Here is a 22,047-nt window from a genome sequence, read left to right as displayed (position 1 = left end):
GCCGGTCAGGCCTCGCTGCGCTCCAGGCCATCGAGGCGATGGCGCAGCATCTGGTCATAGGCCTCGGCCCTCGGCAGCAGGTCGGGGCGGGTCTCGGACAGCTGCTTCTCCAGCGCATCGCAGCCCGCCCGCAGCTCGGCGATGGCGTTGTCGATGTCCACCTTCTGGTGCTCCAGGGCGACGATGCGCTCCTTGAACTTGCGCAGCGACTTGGCGGCCTGCTGGGCGCCGCCGTCGCCGACCTCGTAGAGGTCGAGGATCTCGCCGATCTCGGCGAGCGCCAGGCCCACGCGCTTGCCGCGCAGGATGAGCTGGAGGCGGGCCCGGTCGCGGTAGGAATAGACGCGGTTCATCCCGTCGCGGGCGGGGGTGAGGAGACCCTTGTCCTCATAGAAGCGCAGCGCGCGGGGCGTGCACTTGAACTCCTGGCAGAGCTGCCGGATCGAGAAGGTCCGGCTCGGGCGTCGCAGGTCCGTCGGCATGGCGTGCTCCCTGGGGATCTACGGCTGACAGCGTAAAGCTTCGTTTCCGTTTACGTCAAGGTGATTGGTGATCACTCAAGCTTGAGCGCGCCGCCGCCGCTAGGATGCGGATCGTCTGGCGAATCGCCGTTCGGCGAGGCGGCCAGTCAACGACGAGGGGGGAATTCGTCATGTCCGCACCGATCCTGCAGCCGGTGGTCGTCCTGGTGCTCTGGTCCCTGGTGATGTGGGCCTGGCTCTACGCCACCCGCATTCCGGCCATGCAGAAGGCGGGGATCGCGCTCGATCCCAACCGCACCACCGCCGACCTCACCGCCCAGCTGCCGCCGAACGTCCGCTGGAAGGCGGACAACTACAATCACCTGATGGAGCAGCCGACGATCTTCTACGCGACCGCCCTGGCGCTCGCGGTGCTGGGCGAGGGCGCGGGCCTGAACGCCAGCCTGGCCTGGGGCTATGTGGGCCTCCGCGTCGCCCACAGCCTGGTGCAGGCGACGGTCAACGTGATCATGCTGCGCTGGGCCCTGTTCATGGCCGCCAGCGTCGTGCTGGTCGTCCTGGCCGTACGCGCGGCGATGGCGGTGTTCTAGGCGGCGACCAGTTCGCCGGCCAGCGCCCGCTCGATCAGCGCGATCGTCCGCTCCACGCCGAAGATCGCCACGAAGGAGCCGAAGCGCGGGCCGGTGGACTGGCCGAGCAGCACCTCGTAGAGGGCGCCGAACCAGGCGCGCAGCGGCTCGAAGCCCGCCTGCTTGCCGGCCTCGAACACCTCGTGCTGGATCGCCTCGGCGTCGGCGCCCGCGGGCAGGGCCTTCAGCCGCGCCACCAGGTCCTGCATGGCCGCACGTTCCTGGTCGGTGGGCGACCGGAACGTCTTCGAGGGCTTCACGAAGTCCTCGTAGTAGTTGATCGCATAGCCCGCGAGCTTGTCGAGCAGCGGTTCGCTCTCCGGCGTCGCGCCGGGGATATAGCGCTCCAGGAAGCCCCAGAGGATCTCCTTGGTCGAGGCGTCCGCCGCCGACACCAGGTTCAGGAGCAGCGAGAACGACACCGGCGAGCCCTTGGCCGGCGGCGCGCCGCGATGGACGTGCCAGGCCGGGTTGTCGATGGCCGGCGCGTTCTTCTCGGCCGCGGTCCGGTGGAAGGCGTCCAGGTGGCTCAGGTACTCGTCGGTCGCCTTCGGGATCACGTCGAAGAACAGCCGCTTCGCCGACTTCGGCGACTGGTACATGTAGTAGGCCAGGCTCTCGGGCGTGCCGTAGCGCAGCCACTCCTCCATGGTCAGGCCGTTGCCCTTGGACTTCGAGATCTTCTGGTTGTTCTCGTCCATGAAGAGCTCGTAGTGGAACGCCTCCGGCGGCTCGCCGCCCAGGGCGCGCACGATCTTGTTGGACACCCGCACGGAGTCCACGAGGTCCTTGCCCGAGGCCTCGAAGTCCACCTTCAGCGCCGTCCAGCGGGCCGCCCAGTCGGGGCGCCACTGCAGCTTCACGTGGCCGCCGGTCACCGGGACCTCCGTGCGCTCGCCGTCCTCGTCGGCGAAGACGATCGTGCCCTTCTCGACGTTGCGCTCGAGCGTCGGCGCCTGCAGCACCCGTCCGCTCTTCGGGCTGATCGGCAGGAACGGGGAGTAGGTCGCCCGCCGCTCCTCGCCCAGCGTCGGCAGCATGATCGCCATCACCGCGTCGAACCGCTCGAGGATGCGCAGCAGCACCTCGTCGAACCGGCCGGACCTGTAGGTCTCGGTCGACGACATGAAGGTGTAGTCGAAGCCGAAGCCGTCCAGGAAGGCGCGCAGGCGGGCGTTGTTGTGGGCGCCGAAGCTCTCGTGCTCGCCGAACGGGTCGCGGACGGATGTGACCGGCTTGTCGCGGTCCTCCTCAAGCATCTCCCGGTTGGGCACGTTGTCCGGGATCTTCCGCAGGCCGTCCATGTCGTCCGAGAAGACGATCAGCTGGGTCGGGATGGCGTCCTCGGTGAGCGCCCGGAAGGCGTTGCGCACCATGGTCGGGCGCGCGGCCTCGCCGAAGGTGCCCATGTGCGGCAGGCCCGAGGCCCCGTAGCCGCACTGGAAGACCACCGGCGCGGTCAGCGCCGGCAGGGTGCGGACCAGCTCGTCGAACTTGCCCTGGGCGATCAGCGTCGCGGCCAGGTCGCGCTCGGCGTCGTCGAGGCGCAGGCGCAGGATGCGGTCCAGCAGGACGCGCGCCTGTTCGAAGGGCCAGCTCTTCGCCTCGCGGGCCGGTTGGGAGAGACCTTGCAGCATGGGCCGCGCAGGTAATGCCCTATGGCCGGTTCCTCAAGGCAATTCGGGAACAAAGCGGCGCCGTAGGCGTCCTACGGGTTCACGAAAGAACCGGGACGGCAGCCATGAACCTCCTCGTCGCCAAGCGCGCGCTGGGCCTCCTCTCCATCGGCCTGGGCGTGGTCGCCGTGGCCGCGCCGCGGGGCATGTCCCGCAGGCTGGGGCTGCAGGCCGACGAGCAGGCGGTCAGCGCCTTCGGGGCGCGTGAGATCGCCGCCGGCGCGGGCCTGCTGTCGCCGGTGAAGCCCGGCCCCTGGTTCTGGATGCGGGTGGTCGGCGACGCCATGGACCTCGTCGCCCTGCGCGGCGCGCTCGGCCGCGACAATCCCCGCCGCCGCATGGCGATGCTCGCCGGCGCGACGGTGGCGGCCATCACCGTGATCGACGTGGTGGTCGCCGTGCAGGCCCTGCGCGACCGCCGCGCCAACGCACGCGCGGCGGCCTGACACCGACGGACTGACACCGGACTGTCACGCGGCCGCGCGACAAGCCGGCCGCCGGGCGGCTAAGCTCCCCGGCCAGGGGAGACCATCATGATCACGCGCCGCCTCACGCTCGCGCTCTCGCTCGGCCTCGCGCTCGCCGCCTGCGGCCAGGCCGACGGAGCGAAGACGGACAAGACCGTCATCAACTTCTCGATTCTCTCGGCCGAGGCCCGCCAGACCGCCGAGGTCGAGTGGAAGCCCTTCCTGGAGGACATGGAGAAGGCCACGGGCATGGAGGTCCGGCCGTTCTTCGGGACCAACTACACCGGCCTGATCGAGGCCATGCGCTTCAAGCAGACCGACGTGGGCTGGTTCACCAACCAGTCGGGGCTGGAAGCCGTCCGCCGGGCCGGCGGCGAGGTCTTCGCCCGGTCCGTGAACCCCTCCGGCGTCGACGGCTATGAGGCGGTGATCATCGTCCGTAAGGGCTCGGGCCTGACGCTCGAGGACGTGCTGAAGTGCGACCGGACGCTGAACTTCGGCATGGGCGACGCCAAGTCCACCTCCGGCACGCTCGCGCCCATGACCTACCTCTTCGCGCCACGCGGCATCGACCCGAACGCCTGCTTCAAGACGGTGAAGTCGGCCGCCCACGACGCCAACCTGTTCGCGGTCGGCAACAATGTGCTCGACGCCTCGACCAACAACACCGCCTCCATGGAGCGGATGTCGATGCTGGACTCGGACGCCGCCCGCCGCACCCTGGAAAACGTCGAGGTCGTCTGGCGCTCGCCGCGCATTCCCGAGGACCCGATGGTCTGGCGCAAGGACCTCGATCCGGCGCTGAAGAAGAAGATCGCCGACTTCATGTTCTCCTACGGGGTCGGCGACACGGCGGAGGCGGCCCGCCAGCGGGCCATCCTGGTCCGCATCCAGACCCTGCCGTTCAAGCCGGCCGATGACCGCCACCTGATCCCGGTGCGCGAGATGGAAGCCACCAGCGCCATGCTGCAGGCAAGGTCCAAGGGCGACGCCGCGGCCGAGGCCGCCGCCAAGGCCGAGCTCGCGAAGATTCAGCGTGAGAAGGCCGCGGCCGGGGGCTAGTCGTCCTGCGCCAGCAGGAAGTGGCCGCGCAGGGCCGCCACCGGATGGCTGCGCGCCTCCTGCCAGGCCTCCACGTGGATGTTGGCGATCCGGCGGCCGACCTTGCGCAGGTCGGCCCGGGCGTAGGTGGTCATGGCCCGGCCCGGGCGCAGGTACTCGATGGTGACGTCGATGGTCTTGGGCGGCTTCTCGGACTTCTGGACCACCGCCAGTTGGGCCAGCGCCGTGGCCTCCAGGAAGGCGCCCAGCACCCCGCCGTGCAGGGCCGGCAGCATGACGTTGCCCACCAGGTGCTCCGAGAACGGCAGCACGGCCGTCATCTCGTCGCCGGCAAGCTCCGCGCGCATGCCGAGGAACCGGATGTAGGGGACCGTCTGGAGGAAGGCTTCCAGCCGCTTCTCGGCCGCGCTCATTTCGTCGCTCCCACCAGCACGAACGCCGCCTGGGCCGTCGCGATCGGGTCGGCCGGGTCCTCGTCCCAGGCCTGGGCGCGGACGAAGGCGATGGTGCGGGTGACCTTGTAGCAGTGCGCCTCGGCGGTGATGCCGGCCCGCGGCCGGGCCGCGCGCATGTAGTCGATGCGCAGGTCCAGGGTGGCGGTGGGGGTCCGCTCGCCCGCCCGGCTCATGATCGCCAGGCCGCAGACGTGGTCCAGGAGGGTGGTGACCACCCCGCCGGCGATGACGCCGGTCGCGGGATCGCCCACCAGGTCCTCGCGCCAGGGGACGGCGATGGCGCCCCGCGCGGGTTCGACGGAGACCAGGCGGAAGCCAAGGGCCGCGGCCTGGGGGGCGCCTATGGCCATCAGCTCGGCCATCTGGCGCAGGTCGGGGGTGTCGGCGCTCATCCCCTCAAGCGGGTAGGGCCGACCCGGCCCGCGGTCAATCCGCGGGCCGCGGGGCGATCATCAGAAGGCGAGCGTGCCCATCCAGGCGACGACGGCCAGAAGCGGCACGGCGGCCATGGCGATGTTGAAGACGCCGAGAAGCGGAGACATGGAATTCGACATGGTGACCCTCGTGTGATTTGAGTATTGGCGGAAGCGCCGTGTTCGACGAGGGCGGGTATATGAAAGCGCTTCCTTGAATACACGTTAAGCTTCAGTCATGACGCCGAATTAACAACATGAAGCGCCGGTAATATTCTGATCACCCTTTCCGGGGATCGCGCGGGCGGCTGCCGCGCTTATATTTCCCGTGATGATCCGGCCCCAGGACCTGCTCTGCCCGAGGCCCGAGGGGCTCTACTGCGCCCCCGGCGACTTCTACATCGATCCCGTGCGCCCGGTGGCGCGCGCGGTGATCACCCACGGCCATTCCGACCACGCCCGCTCAGGCCACGGGGCGGTGCTCGCCACCCCCGAGACCCTCGACATCATGGCCGAGCGTTACGGCCTGGCCTTCGCCGAGGCCAAGCAGGCGGCGGCCTACGGCGAGGTCGTGGCCCGCGACGACGTGGAGGTGACCCTGGTCCCCGCCGGCCACGTCCTGGGCTCGGCCCAGGCGGTGGTGCGCTGGAAGGGGCTCACCATGGTGGTCTCCGGCGACTACAAGCGCCGGCGCGATCCCACCTGCCCGGCCTTCGAGCCGGTCCCCTGCGACGTCTTCATCTCCGAGGCCACCTTCGGCCTGCCGGTCTTCCGCCACCCCGACGACAAGGACGAGATCGCGCGCCTGCTGCGCTCGGTGGCCCAGTTTCCGGCCCGCAGCCACATCGTCGGCGCCTACGCGCTCGGCAAGGCGCAGCGGATCATCCGCCTGCTGCGCGAGGCCGGCTGGGACCAGACCCTCTACGTCCACGGCGCGCTCGAGCGCCTCAACGCACTCTACGAGAAGCACGGCGTGAACCTGGGGCCCCTGGAGCCGGCCACCACGGCGGCGAAGAAGGACTTCGCCGGCTGCATCGTCATCGCCCCGCCCTCGGCCATGCAGGACCGCTGGAGCCGCCGCTTCCCCGATCCGGTGGCGGCATTCGCCTCGGGCTGGATGCAGGTCCGCGCCCGCGCCCGCCAGCGCGGCGTCGAGCTGCCGCTGGTCATCTCCGACCACGCCGACTGGGACGAACTCACCGCGACGGTGGACGAGATCCGCCCGGGCGAGCTCTGGATCACCCACGGCCGCGAGGAGGCGCTGGCCCGCTGGGCCGAGCTCCACGGCGTCCCGGCCCGCGCGCTCGCCCTCGTCGGCTACGAGGAGGAGGGGGACGACTGAACCGACCTCTACGCCGCACGTTCGCCCTGCCGAAGAGGAGCCCCACCATGTCCGAACCCCTCAATCCCGGCAGCGCCGGCGGCATGACCGGCGGCGACGGCATGGGCGGTCCCGCCTCCCGCCCCGACGGCGACGGCCTGCCGCCCAAGACCGGCACGGGGAGCACCCATCCGGGCGGCGATGACGTGCCCGACCCGTCCGGCGAGGTGGACGGCGACCGCGGCCGCGACACCGGCCGCGACACCGGCGGCGGCATGATCGGCGAGGGCTGATTTGAAGCTCGGCCGCGACGCGCCTACGTCTTGAGCCCATGCGCGCCTTCGCCGAGCTCCTGGACCGGCTGTCGCTGACACCGTCGCGGAACGCCAAGCTCACCCTGGTGCGCGACTATCTGCGCGACACCCCCGACCCCGACCGCGGCTGGGCGCTGGCGGCGCTCACCGGCGACCTCACCTTCGACGCGGCCAAGCCCACCTTCATCCGCAAGGCGGTGGAGGAGCGCGTGGACCCGCAGCTCTTCTGGTGGTCCTACGACTATGTGGGCGACCTGGCCGAGACCGTCGCCCTGGTCTGGCCGAGGCGCCCCGGCGCCAACCGCGAGCCGGAGCTGAACGAGGTCGTCGAGGGCCTGCGCACCGCCACCCGGGCCGAGGTCCAGCGGCTGATCGAGGGCTGGCTGGACGCCATGGACGAGCCCCGCGAGCGCTGGGCGCTGCTCAAGCTGATGACCCGCGAGCTGCGCGTCGGCCTGACCGCCCGCCTCGCCAAGCGCGCCGCCGCCGAGATGGGCGGCGTCGAGCCCGCCGAGATCGAGGAGCTGTGGCATGCGCTCCACCCGCCCTACGAGGACCTGTTCGCCTGGCTGGAGGGCCGCTCCGAGAAGCCGTCGAGCGAGAACCCCGGCCGCTTCCGGCCGGTGATGCTGGCCCAGGCGATCGACGAGGAGGTCGACTTCGGCAAGCTCGACCCGGCCGACTACGCCGCCGAGTGGAAGTGGGACGGCATCCGCGTCCAGGCCGTCCACGAGGGCGGGGTCCGGCGGCTCTACACCCGCACCGGCGACGACATCTCCCGCACCTTCCCGGACATCCTCGACGCCCTGCAGGACGAGGGCGTCCTCGACGGCGAGCTGCTCGTGATCCGCGACGGCCAGGTGGCGCCCTTCGCCGACCTCCAGCAGCGGCTGAACCGGAAGGCGGTCGACGCCAAGCTGATGGCCGCCTATCCGGCCGCGATCCGCGCCTATGACATCCTGGTCGAGGGACGCGAGGACACCCGCACGCTTCCCTTCGCCGAGCGCCGCCGGCGGCTGGAGGCTTTCGTCGCCAAGGAGCACAGCCCGCGGATCGACCTGTCGCCCATGCAGCCGTTCGAAACCTGGGCCGAGCTCGCCGAACTCCGCAGCCAGCCGCCGCCCGGCGATCCGCAGGTGGCCGAGGGGCTGATGCTGAAGCGCTGGGACTCGCTCTACGAGGCCGGGCGGCCCAAGGGTCCGTGGTTCAAGTGGAAGCGCGACCCGTTCCTCATCGACGCGGTGCTGATGTACGCCCAGCGCGGCCACGGCAAGCGCTCCAGCTTCTACTCCGACTACACCTTCGGGACCTGGACCGAGGCCCCTGCAGGCGGCCGCATGCTCACCCCGGTCGGCAAGGCCTACTTCGGCTTCACCGACGAGGAGCTGAAGCAGATCGACAAGTTCGTCCGCGACAACACCGTGGAGCGCTTCGGCCCGGTCCGCTCCGTCCGCGCCGAGCCGCACTTCGGCCTGGTGTTCGAAGTGGCCTTCGAGGGCCTGCAGCGGTCCGGCCGCCACAAGTCCGGGGTCGCCATGCGCTTCCCGCGCATCAACCGCATCCGCTGGGACAAGCCCCCCGGCGAAGCCGACGAGCTCGCCACCCTCGAGCGCATGCTGGAGCGGATGGAGGGCCGCTAGGGCAGCAGCCCCTCGCGCGCCAGGAACGCGTGCAGGTCCCCGCCCGTGAACAGCACGCCGCGCACGCCGGCCCGCAGCGCGGCGTCCAGGTCGGAGGTCTTGTCGCCCACCAGGAAGGAGGCCTCCCGGTCGATCGGCCACTCCTGCAGCGCCTTCAGGATCATCCCGGGGTTGGGCTTGCGGTCCGGAGGGTCCGGGTGGCGGTAGCGCTCCAGCTTGGACTCCGGATGGTGCGGGGCGAAGTAGAAGCCGTCGATGTGGCCGCCGGCCGCCGCCAGCTCCTCCAGCATGCGCGCGTGCAGGGCGTGCATGTCGTCCTCGGTGTAGTAGCCGCGCCCGACGCCAGACTGGTTGGTCACCACGATCACCAGCCAGCCGGCGCGGTTGAAGGCCGCCACCGTCTCGCGCGCGCCGGGGATCCACTGGAAATCCTCCCAGCGGGCCACATAGCCGCGGTCCTCGTTCAGCACCCCGTCGCGGTCGAGGAACAGGGCGGGCTTGAGCGGCTGGTCGGCGTCGTCGCTGGGCACGGTTCGCGGTTACAACAAACCCGTCGGCGGCGCGATTTCAAAAAGACCCGATTGCGGTCTAGGGTCGCCGTTTCCGCCTTCGCCCCAGAGGCCCCGCTTGTCCGAAACCCCGCCCGCCGTGCTCACCCTGGATGACCTCAAGGTCGACTTCGAGACCCACGACGGGGCGGTGCGCGCGGTGCGCGGCGTCTCCCTGTCCATTCCCCGCGGCGAAACCCTCGGGGTGGTGGGCGAGAGCGGCTCGGGCAAGAGCCAGACCTTCATGGCGGTCATGGGCCTCCTCGCGCGGAACGGCCGCGCCACGGGCTCGGCGAAGTTCCTGGGCCAGGAGCTGCTGGGTCTGAAGCCCCGGGCGCTGAACCGCATCCGCGGCTCGAAGATGACCATGATCTTCCAGGACCCGCTGACCGCGCTGACCCCCCACGTGCGCATCGGCGAGCAGATCGCCGAGCCGCTGCGCCTGCACGACGGCCTGTCCGCCGCCGACGCCAGCAAGCGCGCCCGCGAGTGGCTGGAGCACGTCCGCATCCCCGACGCCGCGCGGCGCATGCGCCAGTACCCGCACGAACTCTCCGGCGGCATGCGCCAGCGGGTGATGATCGCCGCGGCCATGGCCGGCGGGCCGGAGCTGCTGATCGCCGACGAGCCCACCACCGCGCTCGACGTCACCGTCCAGGCCGAGATCCTCGACCTGATGGCCGAGCTGCAGCGCGAGACCGGCACGGCCATGGTGCTGATCACCCACGACATGGGCGTCATCGCCCGCCTCGCCGACCGGGTCTGCGTGATGAAGGACGGCGCCTATGTGGAAGAGGGCCCGGTGGGCCAGATCTTCTCCGATCCGCAGACCGACTACACCCGGGCCCTGCTGGCCGCCGTGCCGCGGCTGGACCGCTCCGACCGCGGGGGACGGCCCACGCTCTCGCCGGTGCCGGCGGATTCCCCGGTGGTTGTCGAAGGCCGCGACATCAAGGTCCACTTCCCGATCCACGAAGGCCTGTTCGGGCGGCAGAAGACCTTGCGCGCCGTCGACGGCGTCTCCTTCGCCGTGCGCCAGGGCGAGACCCTGGGCGTGGTGGGCGAGAGCGGCTCGGGCAAGTCCACCCTCGCCCGGGCGGTGCTGAACCTGCTGCCGGCCACCGAGGGCGCGGTCACCCTGCTGGGCCGCGACATCACCCACGCCGACCGCGAGACCTGGCGGGCCGCCCGCAAGGACCTGCAGATCGTCTTCCAGGATCCGCTGGCCAGCCTCGACCCGCGCATGACCATCGGCGACTCCATCGCCGAGCCGCTGCAGGTCTTCCAGTCGCACTTGGGCCGTGAGGCGCGCGAGGCCGAGGTGCGGGCCATGATGGGTCGCGTCGAGCTCGATCCGGCCCTGATCAACCGCTACCCGCACGAGCTCTCCGGCGGTCAGAACCAGCGCGTCGGCATCGCGCGCGCCATGATCCTGAAGCCGCGGCTGGTGATCTGCGACGAGGCGGTGTCCGCCCTCGACGTCTCCATCCGCGCGCAGATCATCGACCTCCTGATCAACCTGCAGAAGGACATGGGCCTGGCGATGATCTTCATCAGCCACGACCTGGCCGTGGTGCGCGAGATCAGCCACCGGGTGCTGGTGCTCTACCTGGGCCGCGTGGTGGAGCTGGCCGACCGCGACCGGCTCTACGCCGCCGCCGAGCACCCCTACACCCGGGCCCTGCTCTCGGCCGCCCCGATCCCGGACCCCGCCATCGAACGCAACCGCCAGCGCCTGAAGCTGGCGGGCGAGCCGCCGAGCCCCATGGACCCGCGGGCGGCCCTGCGCTTCCTGCCCTCGCGCCTGCCGGCCGACCCCAACGCCCCGATCCTCGCGCCCGAGCTCAAGGAGGTCGCCCCCGGCCACCTCGTCGCCGAGTTCGATCCTGCCTGAGGGTCACCGGAACATGTTGCGTTGCGGTAGAGGCGCGCGGCCGTTAGGTTGCCCGCCTTTCTCCGCCCGGCGTTTCCGACAATGAGCCTTTCCTTCGACGCCATCCTCGCCGCCAAAGAGCGGTTGCAGGGTCACATCGAGCGCACCCCCTGCCGTCCGTCGAAGACCCTGTCGGAGATTACGGGCGCCGAAGTGTGGGTGAAGTTCGAGAACCTGCAGTTCACGGCCGCCTACAAGGAGCGCGGGGCGCTCAACAAGCTGCTGCAGCTCACCGAGGCCGAGAAGAAGCGCGGCGTCATCGCCGCGTCCGCCGGCAACCACAGCCAGGGCCTCGCCTATCACGCCGCGCGCCTGGGCATCCCGGTGACCATCGTCATGCCCCGCGGCACCCCCTTCGTGAAGGTGCAGCAGACCCGCGCCCACGGCGCCGAGGTGGTGATCGACGGCGACGGTTACGACGAGGCCTCGTCGTTCGCCCGCAAGCTCTGCGACGAGCGCGACCTGGTCTTCGTCCACCCCTTCAACGACCTGGACGTCATGGCGGGCCAGGGCACGGTGGCGCTGGAGATGCTGGAGGACGTGCCGGACCTCGAGGTCCTGCCGATCCCGATCGGTGGCGGCGGCCTGATCGCCGGCATGGCGACGGCGGCCAAGCAGCTGAAGTCCGACCTGCGCATCGTGGGCCTTGAGCCCGCCATGTACCCGTCCTTCACCGCCAAGATGCGCGGCGTGAACGCGGGCGTGGCCACCGGCGGCGCGACCATCGCCGAGGGCATCGCGGTCAAGCAGGTGGGCGACATCAGCTACGCCGTCGCCCGGCCGCTGATCGACGAGGTCCTGCTGATCGAGGAGCCGTTCTTCGAGCGCGCCGTGGCCCTCTACTGCAACGTCGAGAAGACCGTCACCGAGGGCGCGGGCGCCGCGGCGCTCGCCGCCCTGCTGGCCTATCCGGAGAAGTTCCGCGGCAAGAAGTGCGGCTTGGTGATCACCGGCGGCAACATCGACACCCGGCTCCTGGCGTCGGTGCTGACCCGCGAGCTGGTCCGCGACCAGCGACTCGTCAGTCTCCGGATCATCGGCGACGACCGGCCGGGCCTGCTCGCCACCGTCTCGGCCGTGATCGGCCAGATGGGGGCCAACATCATCGAGGTGGCGCACAACCGCCTGGCGCTGGACGTGCCGGCCAAGGGCGCCGAATTCGACATCATGATCGAGACGCGCGACGCCCAGCACACCCAGGAGATCATGGATGCGCTGCGCGAGCGCGGCTATCCGCCGAGGGCTGTGTAAGACATGTTCCGTATCCTGATCATCGCCGCCGCCGCCCTGTCGCTCGCCGCCTGCGGCCAGAAGCCGGCCGCGCTCCCCGACCAGGCCGCCCCCTCCAAGGCCTTCCTCGAGAAGACCGCCAAGGAGCCAGGCGTGCAGAAGCTGGCGTCGGGCGTGATGTACAAGGTCGTCGCGTCCGGCCCCGAAGGCGGCGTGCGCCCGCAGCTCTCCGACGAGGTGAAGGTCCACTACGAGGGCAAGCTGATCGACGGGACGGTCTTCGACTCGTCCTTCGAGCGCGGCCAGCCGGCCGCCATGCCGCTGCGGGCCCTGATCCCCGCCTGGCAGGAGGCCCTGCAGCTCATGCGGCCGGGGGACGAGTGGATCCTCTACGTCCCGCCGGAGCAGGGCTACGGCCCCGAGGGCAAGGGTCCGATCCCGCCCAACGCCGCCCTGGTCTTCCGCATCCAGCTCATCGCCGTCCTCGAAGGCCCCGGCCGCACGGGGATGGGCTAGGGAGAGGGCGTGCTGCCTTCCCGCTGGGCGCCGCCGCTGGGATAGCCGCTGCGCGGCTTCCGGGATGACACTTGGGGTTGGGCCGGCGTCCCAGCCGGTCTACCACTGCCCCATGGCCCGAGACCTCACCCCCGCCGCGCTCGAGATCCTTCAGACCCTGGTCGGCTTCGACACCACCTCGCGCGGCTCCAACCTCGAGCTGGTCGGCTGGGTGGAGGCCTACCTCGATCGGCACGGCGTGCCGCACCGCCGGGTGCCGAACGCCGAGGGCGACAAGTCCAACCTCCTGGCCACCATCGGCCCGGCCGAGCCCGGCGGCGTCGTGCTCTCCGGCCACACCGACGTAGTGCCGGTGGACGGCCAGCCCTGGTCGACCGACCCCTGGACGCTCACCGAGAAGGACGGGCGGCTCTACGGGCGCGGGACCTGCGACATGAAGGCCTTCCTGGCCCTTGCCCTCGCCGCCGTGCCGGACCTCGTCGCCGCCGGGCCGAAGAAGCCCGTGCATCTCGCCTTCTCCTACGACGAGGAGATCGGCTGCCTGGGCGCGCCGGCGATGATCGAGGTGATCCGCCGCGAGCTGCCGAAGCCCGCCGTCGTGGTGGTCGGCGAGCCCACCGACATGGAGGCGGTCAACGGCCACAAGGGCATCGCCACCTTCCGCGTCACCGTCACCGGCCGGGAGGCCCACTCCAGCCAGACCCAGCAGGGCGTCTCGGCGATCATGGAGGCGGTGAAGCTGATGAGCTATCTGGGCGACCTCGCCCAGCGGCTGGACCGCGAAGCCGACCCCGCCTCGCCCTTCACGCCCAAGGGCGCGACGCTGACCATCGGCATGGTCAGCGGCGGCACGGCGCACAACATCATCGCCCGCGAGTGCGGCTTCACCTTCGACCTGCGCTGCCCGCCGGGCTTCGAGGTGGACGAGGTCCTGGCCCCCTTCCATGCCGAGGCCCGCGCCCTGGACGCCGCGCTCAAGGCCCGGGCGCCGGAGGCCGGCGTGGTGGTCGAGAAGAAGACCGACGTCCCGCCCTTCGCCCCCGAGCCCGGCGGCGCGGCCGAGGCCTTCGCCCGGCGGCTCACCGGCGACAACGGCCCGCCGCGCGTGGTGGCCTTCGCCGCCGAGGCCGGCCAGTTCCAGCGGGGCGGCTTCTCCACGGTGATCTGCGGCCCGGGCTCCATCGCCCAGGCTCACCAGCCCGACGAGTTCCTGGAGGTCAGCCAGCTCGAGCGCGGCGCGGCCTTCATGCGCCGCCTGGTGGAATGGGCCGCAGGGGCCTGATCACCGGCCGACGTCCCGAGAGGTCCCGCGGGTCCCAGGTCATCGCCCGGGCGATCCGCCAGGCCGAGACGCGGCGGTCCCGCTGCACCTTCGCGCGGCTCCTCATCACCTGCGGCAGGCCTTTCATCGCCGCCAGGAAGGCCCGCCAGACGATGCCGGCGTAGGGCCGGTTCGGCCGCCGGAGCGCGATGTAGAGAACCGCCGCCAGGTGCAGCGGGACGACCAGCGGCAGGAGCAGGGCCGGGGTGTCCTTGGCCACCACCCAGAAACGGTTGCGGGTGCCGTGGAAGACGGCGAACTCCGACTTGCGCCCGCCCGACGAGGCCGAGCCCACGTGGCGCACCACCGCGCGCGGGACCACCACCGTCGGCTCCCCGGCCAGCTGCAGGCGGTAGCCCAGGTCCACGTCCTCGCCGTAGCAGAAGAACTGCTCGTCGAAACCGTCCAGGGCCAGGAACAGCGCCCGGTCGATCATCATCGCCGCCCCGCACGGCGAGAAGACCTCGCCCTCGGCCGTGTCGCCGGGGTCCCGGCCGAGATAGCCGCCGCGGTAGGGGATGCCGTAGCCGCTCATCACGTCGCCCAGGCCGTCCAGCACGCCGGGCTGGTCGGCCATCAGCTGGCGCGAGGTGAACGCCTTCACGCCCGGATGCCGCCGCGACGCCGCGACCAGCTCCGCCAGCCAGTCGGGATCGGCGTCGGCGTCGGGGTTCAGCAGCACGAACCAGCGGCCGCGGGCGAGCCTCGCGCCCTGGTTGCCCGCGCCGGCGAAGCCCAGGTTCTCGGCGTTTCGGACCAGCCGCACGCCGGGGAATTCCGCCGCGATCGCCGCGTCGCCGGGGTCGGGCGAGGCGTTGTCGATCACCAGCGTCTCGAAGTCGCTGAAGGTCTGCGCCGCCAGGCTGGCCAGGCAGGCCCGGAGCGTCGGGCCGGAGTTGTAGGCGATCACGCAGACGCTGAGCGCCGGCGCTTGCGTCTTGTCTTCCGGCGCGGGCTCGTCCATGCGGTGGCGGTTTTCCAGTCCTTCAGGCGCCATGACCACGATCACGCCGCTCGCGCTTCCCGACCTCCTGCTTATCACGCCCAAGCGCCATGGCGATGCGCGCGGCTGGTTCTCCGAGACCTGGAGCCGCCGGGCCTTCGAGGCCGCCGGCCTCACCGTCGACTTCGTGCAGGACAACCAGGCCTTTAGCGCCCGGAAGGGCACCATCCGCGGCCTGCACTTCCAGGCCGCGCCGCACGCCCAGGCCAAGCTGGTCCGCGTGCTGCGGGGCGCGATCTTCGACGTGGCGGTGGACATCCGGCCGGGCTCGCCCACCTACGGGCAGTGGGCCGGGGCGACCCTCACCGCCGAGGTCGGCGAGCAGCTCTTCGTGCCCCGCGGCTTCGCCCACGGCTACTGCACGCTCACCGACGACACCGAGCTGTTCTACAAGGTCGACGGCCTCTATGCGCCGCAGACCGAGGGCGGCGTCCTGTGGAACGACCCCGACCTCGCCATCGCCTGGCCGCTGGACGGCGAGCCTATGCTCTCCGACAAGGACAAGGTCCTGCCGCGGCTGAGGGACCTGGCGCCGGTCGCGTTCTAGTCGAGGTCGCCTTTTAGTCGAGGTCGGGCGGGTCGAACCACTCCGTGCGGACCTCCGAGTCCGGCTCGTCGATCATCCGCTCGGCCCGCAGCCGCTCGAACTCGGCGTAGCTGGTGAGCTGGGCCAGCGCCCACACCGCCGCCCCGCGCACCAGCGGCGAGGCGTCGTCCAGCAGCCGCCGGGCCTCGACCGCCAGCGCCCGGTCGCCCGAGTTGCCGATCGCGTAGAGCACGTTGCGCAGGAACCGGTCGCGGCCCAGCCGCTTGACCGGGCTCTTCGAGAACAGCGTCCGGAAGGCCGGGTCGTCGAGCCGCGCGAGCTCCGCCAGCGGCGGCGCGCGCAGCGCCTCGCGCGCCGCCAGCTTCTGCTCCCGCCCGGCCTGCGCGAACTTGTTCCAGGGACAGACCGCCAGGCAGTCGTCGCAGCCGTAGATCCGGTTGCCCAGCGCTTCGCGGAACTCGAGCGGGATCGGGCCCTTCAACTCTATGGTCAGGTAGGAGATGCAGCGCCGCGCATCGAGCTGGAACGGCGCCGGGAAGGCGTTGGTCGGGCAGACCTCCAGGCAGGCCGTGCAGGAGCCGCAGTGCGCCGGCTCGGCCGCGTCGGGCGCGAGCTCCAGCGTCGTCAGGATCGAGCCCAGGAACAGCCAGGAGCCGAACTCGCGGCTGACCAGGTTGGTGTGCCGGCCCTGCCAGCCGACGCCGGCCCGCTCGGCCAGCGGCTTCTCCATCAGGGGTGCGGTGTCCACGAACACCTTCAGCTCGCCGCCGAACCTCGCCTGTATCCAGCGGCCCAGCGCCTTCAGCCGCGACTTGATCAGGTCGTGGTAGTCGTCGCCCTGCGCGTAGACGCTGATCGCGCCCCGGTCGGGGTGGCTCAGGACCTCCAGCGGGTCGGCGTCGGGTCCGTAGTTGACGCCCAGCACGATGGCCGAGCGCGCGTCGGGCCACATGCCCCGGGGGTGGCGCCGCCGCTCCAGCGTCTCTTCCATCCAGCCCATCTCGCCGTGCCGGCCGGCCGCCACATAGGCCTCCAGCCGCGCGGCGGCGGGCCAGGCGTCGTCCAGGTCGGTGAAGCGGCAGAGGTCGAAGCCGAGGGCCTTGGCCTCGGCGCGGATCAGGTCTTCGGGTCTAGAAGTCGAGATCGTCATAATGCCTGGCGGGCGTCAGGCCCGGCCAGCGGTCCAGGAGCAGGGGCCGGAAACACGGCCGGGATTTCAGCTTCATGTACCAGGTCTTCACCGCGGGGAAGTCGGCCCAGGGGACGTCGCCGAAATAGTCGATGACCGACAGATGGGCGGCCGCGGCGAAATCCGCCAGGGACAGCCGCTTGCCGGCCAGCCAGTCGCGGGCCTGCAGCAGGCCGTCCAGGTAGAAGAGATGGCTCTTCACCCCCTCGCGCCCCTGGCGCAGGTTGGCGAGCTCGGGCGCGCCCAGGCCCAGCAGCCGCTTCTCCATCTTCTCGTGCAGGATGTAGCCGCCGGCCTCGAACTCGAACTTGCGGTCGAACCACTGCAGAAGCCGGCGCGCCTCGGCCCGCTCGGCGGCGTCCTGCGCCAGCAGGGCCGGCTCGGGATGGGCCTCCTCCAGGTAGTCGAGGATGGCGCGGGCCTCGCACAGCACCAGGCGCTCGGCGCCGTCGGTGACCACCAGCACGGGCACCACGCCGGAGGGGTTGAGCGCGGCCAGCTCCTTCGGCCGCTCCCAGTACTTCACCTGCGCCTCGGCGAACGGCAGCCGCTTCTCGCCCAGCGCCAGGCGCACCTGCCGCGAGGCGGGATCGAGCGGGAAGTGGTGGAGGGTGCGTTCGACGCTCATGACCGGCTAACGCGCGAGGCGGGCAGGCGATTCAGGAAGAGAATCGCTTCGGCCCAAGTGAGCCCCCACCCCTTAAGGTCCCGTTTACTGTGCCGCGGCTTCGGCGAAGGCGCCGCCGTGCGGCTCGGCCCGGCCACGCGGATCGGCGTGGATGATGATGTCGGCCTGCGGGAAGACCTCCAGCAGCCGCTTCTCCGCCGCCACGATCACCTCGTGGGCCGCCTCCAGCGTCAGGTCGGGATCCAGGTCCACGTGCATCTGCATGTGCACATAGGGCCCCGACGCGCGGGTCCTGAGCTGGTGCACGCCGGTCAGCCGCCGGTCCTGGCTCACCAGCTCGACGATCCGCGCCCGCTGCTCGTCCGGCAGCTCGTGGTCCATCAGCTGGTTGGCGGCCTCGCGGAACACCCCCACCGCGCCCCACAGCAGCAGGGCCGCGATGACCATGGCCGCCGCCGCGTCGAGGCCATTCACGCCGAGCCAGGCGGAGGCGGCGATGCCGACCAGGGCGATGACGTTGGAGGCCAGGTCCGAGGCGTAGTGCGCCCGGTCGCCCGACACCGCCACCGAGGATGTCTGCCTGAGCACCCGCGTCTGGGCCATGATCAGGAGGCCGGTCAGGGCGGTGGACACGATCATCACCCCCACCGCCCAGCCTTCCGACCGCAGCGGATGCGGGTCCAGCAGGTCGCCCACTGCCTCGCGGGCGATCAGCGCCGCCGAGGCGAACACCAGGCCCGCCTGCACCAGGCTCGCGAAGGCCTCGGCCTTGCCGTGACCGAACCGGTGCTCGGCGTCGGGCGGGGCGACCGCATAGCGGACGGCGAAGAAGGTCACCAGGCTGGCCACCAGGTCGAGCCCGGAGTCCGCCGCCGAGGCCAGCAGCGCCATGGAGCCGGAGACCAGCCAGACCCCGGTCTTGAGCGTCACCAGCACGGCCGCCGTCACCACCGACAGCAGGGTGACCCGCCGCGTCAGGGCGGCGGTCTCGGCGGGGCTCAGGCCATGGACCGTGTTCATGGCCGGTAGATAGCGCGCTCCGCTCCGTCGCTGGAGCGCAAACGACTCTCAGCTTCGCCCTACGCCGCCTGCCGCGGCAACGGCCCCACATACCTCGACTGCGGGCGGATCAGCCGGCCGCCGGCCAGCTGCTCGCGGGCGTGGGCGATCCAGCCCGTCACCCGGCCCATGGCGAAGACGCAGGTGAAGGCCGACGGCGGCAGGCCCAGCGCCTCCAGAAGGAGGGCGGTGTAGAACTCCACATTGGTGTCCAGCGGCCGGTCCGGCTTCTTCTCGCGCAGGATGGCCAGCGCGGCCTGCTCGACCGCCTCGGCGAATTCCAGCCGGCCGGCGTTCGACCCCTCGCTCAGCCGCCGGACCGCACCCTTCAGGGCGTCGGCACGGGGATCGCGCACCCGGTAGATCCGGTGGCCGAAGCCCATCAGCCGGTCGCCGCGCGCCACGGCGCCCTCCAGCCAGGCCCGCGCGTTGGCCGGCTCGCCGATGGCGTCCAGCATCTCGATCACCGGGCCCGGCGCCCCACCGTGCAGCGGCCCCTTCAGCGCGCTGATCCCGCCCAGCACCGCCGAGGTCAGCCCGGCCCGCGTCGAGGCGATCACCCGCGCCGCGAAGGTGGAGGCGTTCAGCCCGTGGTCGCTGACCGTGACGAGGTAGGTGTCCAGCGCCGCCGCCTTCGCCCGCTCCGGCGCGCGCCCGGTGATCATCTGCAGCACGTCGGCCGAATGCCCGAGCGAGGGGTCCGGCCGCACCGGCGCCTCGCCCGCCTGGGCGCGAACCACCGCGGCGGTGAACACCGCCGGCGCGGCGGCCAGCCGCAGCGCCGTGGCCAGGTCGTCGCCGTCCGCCAGCCGCGCCGTCAGCGCCCGCATGGCCTCCACCGGGGTGCGGTCCAGGAGGCCGGTGTCCAGCGCCGCCACCTCGGCGAACACCTCGGCGCGGGCCGTGGCGAGCGGGGCGGTCAGGTCGTCGGGCAGGTCGTCGAAGAAACCGTCCCACAGCAGGTGGGCGACGCCCTCGAACCGCGTGCGGCCGGCCAGCTCGTCCAGAGAGCGGCCGCGGATGATCAGGCGGCCGGCCCGGCCGTCCACCTCGGACAGCACGGTTTCGGCGGCGACGACGTCTTCGAGGCCATCGGACATGGCGGGTCTCCATCAACTGTCTTGCGGCCCGCAACATTTGCCCGCAAGCTGGAGTGGTCAATCTTGATCAATGTGATCAACATATGTCTCCACGAGACTGGATCGCCGCCGAGGAAGCCCGCGACCGCCTGGGGGTGCGCGCGCAGACGCTCTATGCCTATGTCAGCCGCGGCCGGGTCCAGGTCCGCCCCGATCCGGGCGATCCGCGCCGCAGCCTCTACCGCGCCGCCGACATCGCCGCGCTCAGCCAGCGCAAGTCGCGCAGCCGCAAGGTCTCCGATGTGGCCGCCGGCGCCATCGCCTGGGGCGAGCCGGTGCTGGCCTCGGAGATCACCACGGTCGCGGGCGGGCGGCTGTTCTACCGCGGCCGCGACGCCATCCGCCTGGCCGAGACCGAGACCCTGGAGGCGGTGGCCCGCCTGCTGCGCGGCGGCCACGGGGCGGCCCTGAAGCGCACCGAGCGTCCCGCTCCGCCTCAGGCGCCCGACATGCGCACCCGCGCCTTCCTGGCGCTCGCCCTGCGCGCCGGGACCGATCCGCCGGCCCGCGGGCGCCAGCCCCTGGCGCTGGCCGTGGAGGCCGCCACCCTGCTCGACGTGATCGCCGACGCCATCGCCGGCGAGGTGGGCGGCGGGGCGATCCACAACCGTCTGGCGCTGGCCTGGGGGCAGGGGCCAGGCGGCCCCGGCGCCGATCTCATTCGCCGCACCCTGGTGCTGGTGGCCGACCACGAGCTGAACGCCTCGGCCTTCGCCGCCCGGGTGGCGGCGTCGACCGGCGCCTCGCTGTCGGCGGCGGCGCTCGCCGGCCTGTCCACCCTCTCCGGCCCCCGCCACGGCGGCGCGACCGCGGCCGTGCGCACCTTCGCCGCCGAGGCGGCCCGTCTCGGTCCGCGCCAGGCGATCGCCGACCGCCTGGTGGAGGACCGCGCCCTGCCGGGCTTCGGCCATCCGCTCTATCCCGAGGACGATCCGCGGGCCGCCGCGCTCCTGGACCGCTTCCGCGCGCCGCCGGAGCTCGCGGCCCTGCGCGAGGCGGCGCGCGAGGTCACGGGCCTCGCGCCCAACATCGATTTCGCCCTGGTGGCGGTCTGCGAGGCGCTCCGGCTGCCGGCCGACGCGGCCTTCGCCCTGTTCACCGTCGCCCGCTGCGCCGGCTGGATCGCCCACGCCATCGAGCAGGGCCAGACCGACGCCCTCATCCGCCCCCGGGCGCGCTACGTGGGCCCCGAGCCGGAGCTCGGCTAGCCGATCGCGAAGAAGTCGTTGCGCGCCTGCAGCAGGGTGGTGACGAGGTCGCGTTCCGCCGGCTCCAGCAGCGGGTTCCAGATGTCGAAGATCAGGATGAACCGCGTCTCGTCGGCCTCGTTCCAGGCCTCGTGCTCGATGGTGTCGTCGAACACCCAGGCCTCGCCCATCCGCCACTCGCGGGTCTCGTTCCCCACGCGGAAGCGGGCGGGGCCGGGCAGCACCAGCGGCAGGTGGCAGAGCAGCCGCACATTGGTCGCGCCCGTGTGCGGCGGGATGTGCGCATGGGGCTCGAGCGCCGAGAACATGGCGGTGGGCGCGAACCCCGGCTGGGCGACCATCGGCAGCGATTCCAGCACGGCGGTGGTGCGCGGGCACAGGGCCTGGGCGCCGGCCTGGGCCTCACCGTCCTTCCACAGGAAGAAGGCGGTCCATCGCCGGGAGTGGTTCAGCTCCTCCCACTGGTTCAGCGGCGCGCCGGGCGGATAGGCGATGTAGGGCGCGAAGCTGTCCCCGGCCACGGCCAGGGCGCCTTGGAGCTCCTCGCGGATCACCTCGGTGGCGGCCTCCAGCTCGCCCAGCCACGGGAACTGCTCGCGCTCGTAGAACGGGATCGCCGGCAGCCTCGGATAGTGCAGCGTGAGCGGTTCCTGGACATAGGCCCGCCGGGTCCCGGCGCACAGGCCGATAGCCTCGTCGAAGCGCCGCCGCGCCGCCGCGGAGCAGTCCGTCGCCCGCTCGGCGGTGCGGTCCCGCAGATAGTCTTCGAGCCCCTTGAGGCTGCGCCCGACCACGGCCCGGGCCCGCTCGGTGGGCGCCGCGAGCGCGGGCGCCATCGCCTGCTCAGAGGGCGCAACCTTCAGGGCGGCGCGATAGATCGGGGTCGCGGCGCGCTCGCCGCTCAGCCTTTCCAGGAGGTGGCCCTTCGAGAGCAGGGCGACGTAGTCGTAGGGATCGATGGCCAGCGCCTCGTCCAGCGCCTCCAGCGCGCCCGTCAGGTCGCCGGCCGCGCGCCGCACCATCGCCTTCTGGTGACGCAGGGCCGGGTTCTGCGGCTGCGCGCGCTCGGCCTCCGCCAGCAGGGCCAGGGCCCTGGCCGCGTCGCCCCGACGGAACGCGTCGAGCGCCCGCCCGCTCAGGTCATCCGCCTCGCCCGCAACCTCGATCACTTGCCATCCTCGCCCCATTGTGGGGTAACGACGGAATATAACCCGGTTCGCCTAAGAACAGCAGCAGAGTAGAAGAACCCCGTGCGGCCTCGCGCCGC

Annotated in this window: 23 protein-coding genes; 12 read left to right on the top strand and 11 right to left on the bottom strand. The window is 71.7% G+C overall.

Going from position 1 to position 22,047, the window contains the following annotated elements; all coding sequences use genetic code 11:
- Nucleotides 1-5: 5 nt before the first annotated feature.
- Nucleotides 6-482: a MerR family DNA-binding transcriptional regulator gene (locus tag VM685_RS05630; protein ID WP_325459142.1), complete on the bottom strand. Its 477-nt coding sequence runs from the start codon at nt 480-482 to the stop codon at nt 6-8.
- A 170-nt stretch (nt 483-652) separates the two neighbouring features.
- On the opposite strand from VM685_RS05630, the gene VM685_RS05625 reads away from it, so the two are divergent.
- Nucleotides 653-1,072 (top strand): MAPEG family protein, encoded by a 420-nt coding sequence (locus tag VM685_RS05625; protein WP_325459141.1) that lies wholly within the window; start codon nt 653-655, stop codon nt 1,070-1,072.
- Here the strand turns inward: VM685_RS05625 and VM685_RS05620 are convergent.
- Nucleotides 1,069-2,748, bottom strand: coding sequence for a lysine--tRNA ligase (locus VM685_RS05620; RefSeq protein ID WP_325459140.1), 1,680 nt, complete (start codon nt 2,746-2,748; stop codon nt 1,069-1,071). The two genes, VM685_RS05625 and VM685_RS05620, sit on opposite strands and share 4 nt — an antisense overlap.
- 104 nt (nt 2,749-2,852) lie before the next feature.
- Between VM685_RS05620 and VM685_RS05615 the strand changes: the two genes are divergently transcribed.
- Both VM685_RS05615 and phnD read left to right on the top strand, forming a co-directional pair.
- Entirely contained in the window at nt 2,853-3,233 is a 381-nt protein-coding gene (locus tag VM685_RS05615) for a hypothetical protein (RefSeq protein WP_325459139.1), read from the top strand.
- 87 nt (nt 3,234-3,320) lie between these two features.
- Nucleotides 3,321-4,316: a phosphate/phosphite/phosphonate ABC transporter substrate-binding protein gene (gene phnD, locus VM685_RS05610; RefSeq protein ID WP_325459138.1), complete on the top strand. Its 996-nt coding sequence runs from the start codon at nt 3,321-3,323 to the stop codon at nt 4,314-4,316.
- Here the strand turns inward: phnD and VM685_RS05605 are convergent.
- Nucleotides 4,313-4,729 (bottom strand): PaaI family thioesterase, encoded by a 417-nt coding sequence (locus tag VM685_RS05605; protein ID WP_325459137.1) that lies wholly within the window; start codon nt 4,727-4,729, stop codon nt 4,313-4,315. The genes phnD and VM685_RS05605 overlap by 4 nt on opposite strands.
- Entirely contained in the window at nt 4,726-5,163 is a 438-nt protein-coding gene (locus VM685_RS05600) for a PaaI family thioesterase (protein WP_325459136.1), read from the bottom strand. Before VM685_RS05600 ends, VM685_RS05605 begins: the two co-directional genes overlap by 4 nt.
- A gap of 352 nt (nt 5,164-5,515) precedes the next feature.
- Here VM685_RS05600 and VM685_RS05595 point away from each other — a divergent pair, with 352 nt between their 5' ends.
- Genes VM685_RS05595 through VM685_RS05585 form a run of 3 tightly spaced genes read left to right on the top strand, consistent with a single transcriptional unit; the run spans nt 5,516 to nt 8,459 of the window.
- Nucleotides 5,516-6,526, top strand: a complete 1,011-nt coding sequence (locus VM685_RS05595) for a ligase-associated DNA damage response exonuclease (RefSeq protein ID WP_325459135.1) — start codon at nt 5,516-5,518, stop codon at nt 6,524-6,526.
- Nucleotides 6,527-6,573: 47 nt separating this feature from the next.
- Nucleotides 6,574-6,798: a hypothetical protein gene (locus VM685_RS05590; protein ID WP_325459134.1), complete on the top strand. Its 225-nt coding sequence runs from the start codon at nt 6,574-6,576 to the stop codon at nt 6,796-6,798.
- A gap of 38 nt (nt 6,799-6,836) precedes the next feature.
- A complete protein-coding gene (locus VM685_RS05585; RefSeq protein WP_325459133.1) occupies nt 6,837-8,459 on the top strand; it encodes a cisplatin damage response ATP-dependent DNA ligase in 1,623 nt (540 codons plus the stop codon).
- Here VM685_RS05585 and VM685_RS05580 read toward each other — a convergent pair.
- The gene (locus tag VM685_RS05580; RefSeq protein WP_325459132.1) at nt 8,456-8,989 is read right to left on the bottom strand and encodes an HAD family hydrolase; all 534 of its coding nucleotides are present in this window, start codon (nt 8,987-8,989) and stop codon (nt 8,456-8,458) included. The two genes, VM685_RS05585 and VM685_RS05580, sit on opposite strands and share 4 nt — an antisense overlap.
- Before the next feature lie 97 nt (nt 8,990-9,086).
- On the opposite strand from VM685_RS05580, the gene VM685_RS05575 reads away from it, so the two are divergent.
- From VM685_RS05575 to argE, 4 genes are all read left to right on the top strand, one after another.
- Nucleotides 9,087-10,901 carry a dipeptide ABC transporter ATP-binding protein gene (locus tag VM685_RS05575; protein WP_325459131.1) on the top strand — a complete coding sequence of 605 codons (1,815 nt, stop codon included), beginning with the start codon at nt 9,087-9,089 and terminating at the stop codon, nt 10,899-10,901.
- Nucleotides 10,902-10,982: 81 nt separating this feature from the next.
- On the top strand, nt 10,983-12,191 hold the full coding sequence (locus tag VM685_RS05570; protein WP_325459130.1) for a threonine ammonia-lyase: 1,209 nt from the start codon (nt 10,983-10,985) through the stop codon (nt 12,189-12,191).
- Nucleotides 12,192-12,194: 3 nt separating this feature from the next.
- Nucleotides 12,195-12,686 carry an FKBP-type peptidyl-prolyl cis-trans isomerase gene (locus VM685_RS05565; RefSeq protein WP_325459129.1) on the top strand — a complete coding sequence of 164 codons (492 nt, stop codon included), beginning with the start codon at nt 12,195-12,197 and terminating at the stop codon, nt 12,684-12,686.
- A 112-nt stretch (nt 12,687-12,798) separates the two neighbouring features.
- The gene (gene argE / locus VM685_RS05560; RefSeq protein WP_325459128.1) at nt 12,799-13,968 is read left to right on the top strand and encodes an acetylornithine deacetylase; all 1,170 of its coding nucleotides are present in this window, start codon (nt 12,799-12,801) and stop codon (nt 13,966-13,968) included.
- Here the strand turns inward: argE and VM685_RS05555 are convergent.
- Nucleotides 13,931-15,004, bottom strand: coding sequence for a glycosyltransferase family 2 protein (locus VM685_RS05555; protein WP_325459127.1), 1,074 nt, complete (start codon nt 15,002-15,004; stop codon nt 13,931-13,933). The two genes, argE and VM685_RS05555, sit on opposite strands and share 38 nt — an antisense overlap.
- On the opposite strand from VM685_RS05555, the gene rfbC reads away from it, so the two are divergent.
- On the top strand, nt 15,003-15,557 hold the full coding sequence (gene rfbC, locus VM685_RS05550) for a dTDP-4-dehydrorhamnose 3,5-epimerase (protein ID WP_325459126.1): 555 nt from the start codon (nt 15,003-15,005) through the stop codon (nt 15,555-15,557). The genes VM685_RS05555 and rfbC overlap by 2 nt on opposite strands.
- 13 nt (nt 15,558-15,570) lie before the next feature.
- On the opposite strand, the gene queG is transcribed toward rfbC, so the two are convergent.
- The 4 genes from queG to VM685_RS05530 all read right to left on the bottom strand — a co-directional run bounded on the left by queG (nt 15,571) and on the right by VM685_RS05530 (nt 19,533).
- Nucleotides 15,571-16,707: a tRNA epoxyqueuosine(34) reductase QueG gene (gene queG / locus VM685_RS05545; RefSeq protein ID WP_325459125.1), complete on the bottom strand. Its 1,137-nt coding sequence runs from the start codon at nt 16,705-16,707 to the stop codon at nt 15,571-15,573.
- Entirely contained in the window at nt 16,688-17,374 is a 687-nt protein-coding gene (locus tag VM685_RS05540) for a glutathione S-transferase family protein (protein WP_325459124.1), read from the bottom strand. The genes queG and VM685_RS05540 overlap by 20 nt, the downstream gene beginning before the upstream one ends.
- 84 nt (nt 17,375-17,458) lie before the next feature.
- The gene (locus VM685_RS05535; RefSeq protein ID WP_325459123.1) at nt 17,459-18,394 is read right to left on the bottom strand and encodes a cation diffusion facilitator family transporter; all 936 of its coding nucleotides are present in this window, start codon (nt 18,392-18,394) and stop codon (nt 17,459-17,461) included.
- 59 nt (nt 18,395-18,453) lie between these two features.
- Nucleotides 18,454-19,533, bottom strand: coding sequence for a citrate synthase/methylcitrate synthase (locus VM685_RS05530; protein ID WP_325459122.1), 1,080 nt, complete (start codon nt 19,531-19,533; stop codon nt 18,454-18,456).
- 83 nt (nt 19,534-19,616) lie between these two features.
- Between VM685_RS05530 and VM685_RS05525 the strand changes: the two genes are divergently transcribed.
- Nucleotides 19,617-20,780, top strand: coding sequence for a citrate synthase (locus VM685_RS05525; protein ID WP_325459121.1), 1,164 nt, complete (start codon nt 19,617-19,619; stop codon nt 20,778-20,780).
- Here the strand turns inward: VM685_RS05525 and VM685_RS05520 are convergent.
- Nucleotides 20,777-21,949, bottom strand: a complete 1,173-nt coding sequence (locus tag VM685_RS05520) for an aspartyl/asparaginyl beta-hydroxylase domain-containing protein (RefSeq protein ID WP_325459120.1) — start codon at nt 21,947-21,949, stop codon at nt 20,777-20,779. The genes VM685_RS05525 and VM685_RS05520 overlap by 4 nt on opposite strands.
- Nucleotides 21,950-22,047 lie beyond the last annotated feature (98 nt).

This window comes from Phenylobacterium sp. (genome assembly GCF_035539035.1).
Classification (GTDB): Bacteria; Pseudomonadota; Alphaproteobacteria; order Caulobacterales; family Caulobacteraceae; genus Phenylobacterium.
Note: the sequence above shows the minus strand (reverse complement) of the source record. Positions and strands in the feature narration are given on the sequence as shown.

Excerpts from the sequence above, each read along its gene's own strand:
- VM685_RS05525 (WP_325459121.1), top strand. The coding sequence starts at position 19,617 with ATGTCTCCACGAGACTGGATCGCCGCCGAGGAAGCCCGCGACCGCCTG.
- VM685_RS05630 (WP_325459142.1), bottom strand. The coding sequence starts at position 482 with ATGCCGACGGACCTGCGACGCCCGAGCCGGACCTTCTCGATCCGGCAG.
- rfbC (WP_325459126.1), top strand. The coding sequence starts at position 15,003 with ATGACCACGATCACGCCGCTCGCGCTTCCCGACCTCCTGCTTATCACG.
- phnD (WP_325459138.1), top strand. The coding sequence starts at position 3,321 with ATGATCACGCGCCGCCTCACGCTCGCGCTCTCGCTCGGCCTCGCGCTC.
- VM685_RS05615 (WP_325459139.1), top strand. The coding sequence starts at position 2,853 with ATGAACCTCCTCGTCGCCAAGCGCGCGCTGGGCCTCCTCTCCATCGGC.
- VM685_RS05605 (WP_325459137.1), bottom strand. The coding sequence starts at position 4,729 with ATGAGCGCGGCCGAGAAGCGGCTGGAAGCCTTCCTCCAGACGGTCCCC.
- VM685_RS05625 (WP_325459141.1), top strand. The coding sequence starts at position 653 with ATGTCCGCACCGATCCTGCAGCCGGTGGTCGTCCTGGTGCTCTGGTCC.
- VM685_RS05590 (WP_325459134.1), top strand. The coding sequence starts at position 6,574 with ATGTCCGAACCCCTCAATCCCGGCAGCGCCGGCGGCATGACCGGCGGC.
- queG (WP_325459125.1), bottom strand. The coding sequence starts at position 16,707 with ATGACGATCTCGACTTCTAGACCCGAAGACCTGATCCGCGCCGAGGCC.
- VM685_RS05530 (WP_325459122.1), bottom strand. The coding sequence starts at position 19,533 with ATGTCCGATGGCCTCGAAGACGTCGTCGCCGCCGAAACCGTGCTGTCC.
- VM685_RS05595 (WP_325459135.1), top strand. The coding sequence starts at position 5,516 with ATGATCCGGCCCCAGGACCTGCTCTGCCCGAGGCCCGAGGGGCTCTAC.
- VM685_RS05535 (WP_325459123.1), bottom strand. The coding sequence starts at position 18,394 with ATGAACACGGTCCATGGCCTGAGCCCCGCCGAGACCGCCGCCCTGACG.
- argE (WP_325459128.1), top strand. The coding sequence starts at position 12,799 with ATGGCCCGAGACCTCACCCCCGCCGCGCTCGAGATCCTTCAGACCCTG.
- VM685_RS05620 (WP_325459140.1), bottom strand. The coding sequence starts at position 2,748 with ATGCTGCAAGGTCTCTCCCAACCGGCCCGCGAGGCGAAGAGCTGGCCC.
- VM685_RS05540 (WP_325459124.1), bottom strand. The coding sequence starts at position 17,374 with ATGAGCGTCGAACGCACCCTCCACCACTTCCCGCTCGATCCCGCCTCG.
- VM685_RS05570 (WP_325459130.1), top strand. The coding sequence starts at position 10,983 with ATGAGCCTTTCCTTCGACGCCATCCTCGCCGCCAAAGAGCGGTTGCAG.
- VM685_RS05555 (WP_325459127.1), bottom strand. The coding sequence starts at position 15,004 with ATGGCGCCTGAAGGACTGGAAAACCGCCACCGCATGGACGAGCCCGCG.
- VM685_RS05600 (WP_325459136.1), bottom strand. The coding sequence starts at position 5,163 with ATGAGCGCCGACACCCCCGACCTGCGCCAGATGGCCGAGCTGATGGCC.
- VM685_RS05565 (WP_325459129.1), top strand. The coding sequence starts at position 12,195 with ATGTTCCGTATCCTGATCATCGCCGCCGCCGCCCTGTCGCTCGCCGCC.
- VM685_RS05585 (WP_325459133.1), top strand. The coding sequence starts at position 6,837 with ATGCGCGCCTTCGCCGAGCTCCTGGACCGGCTGTCGCTGACACCGTCG.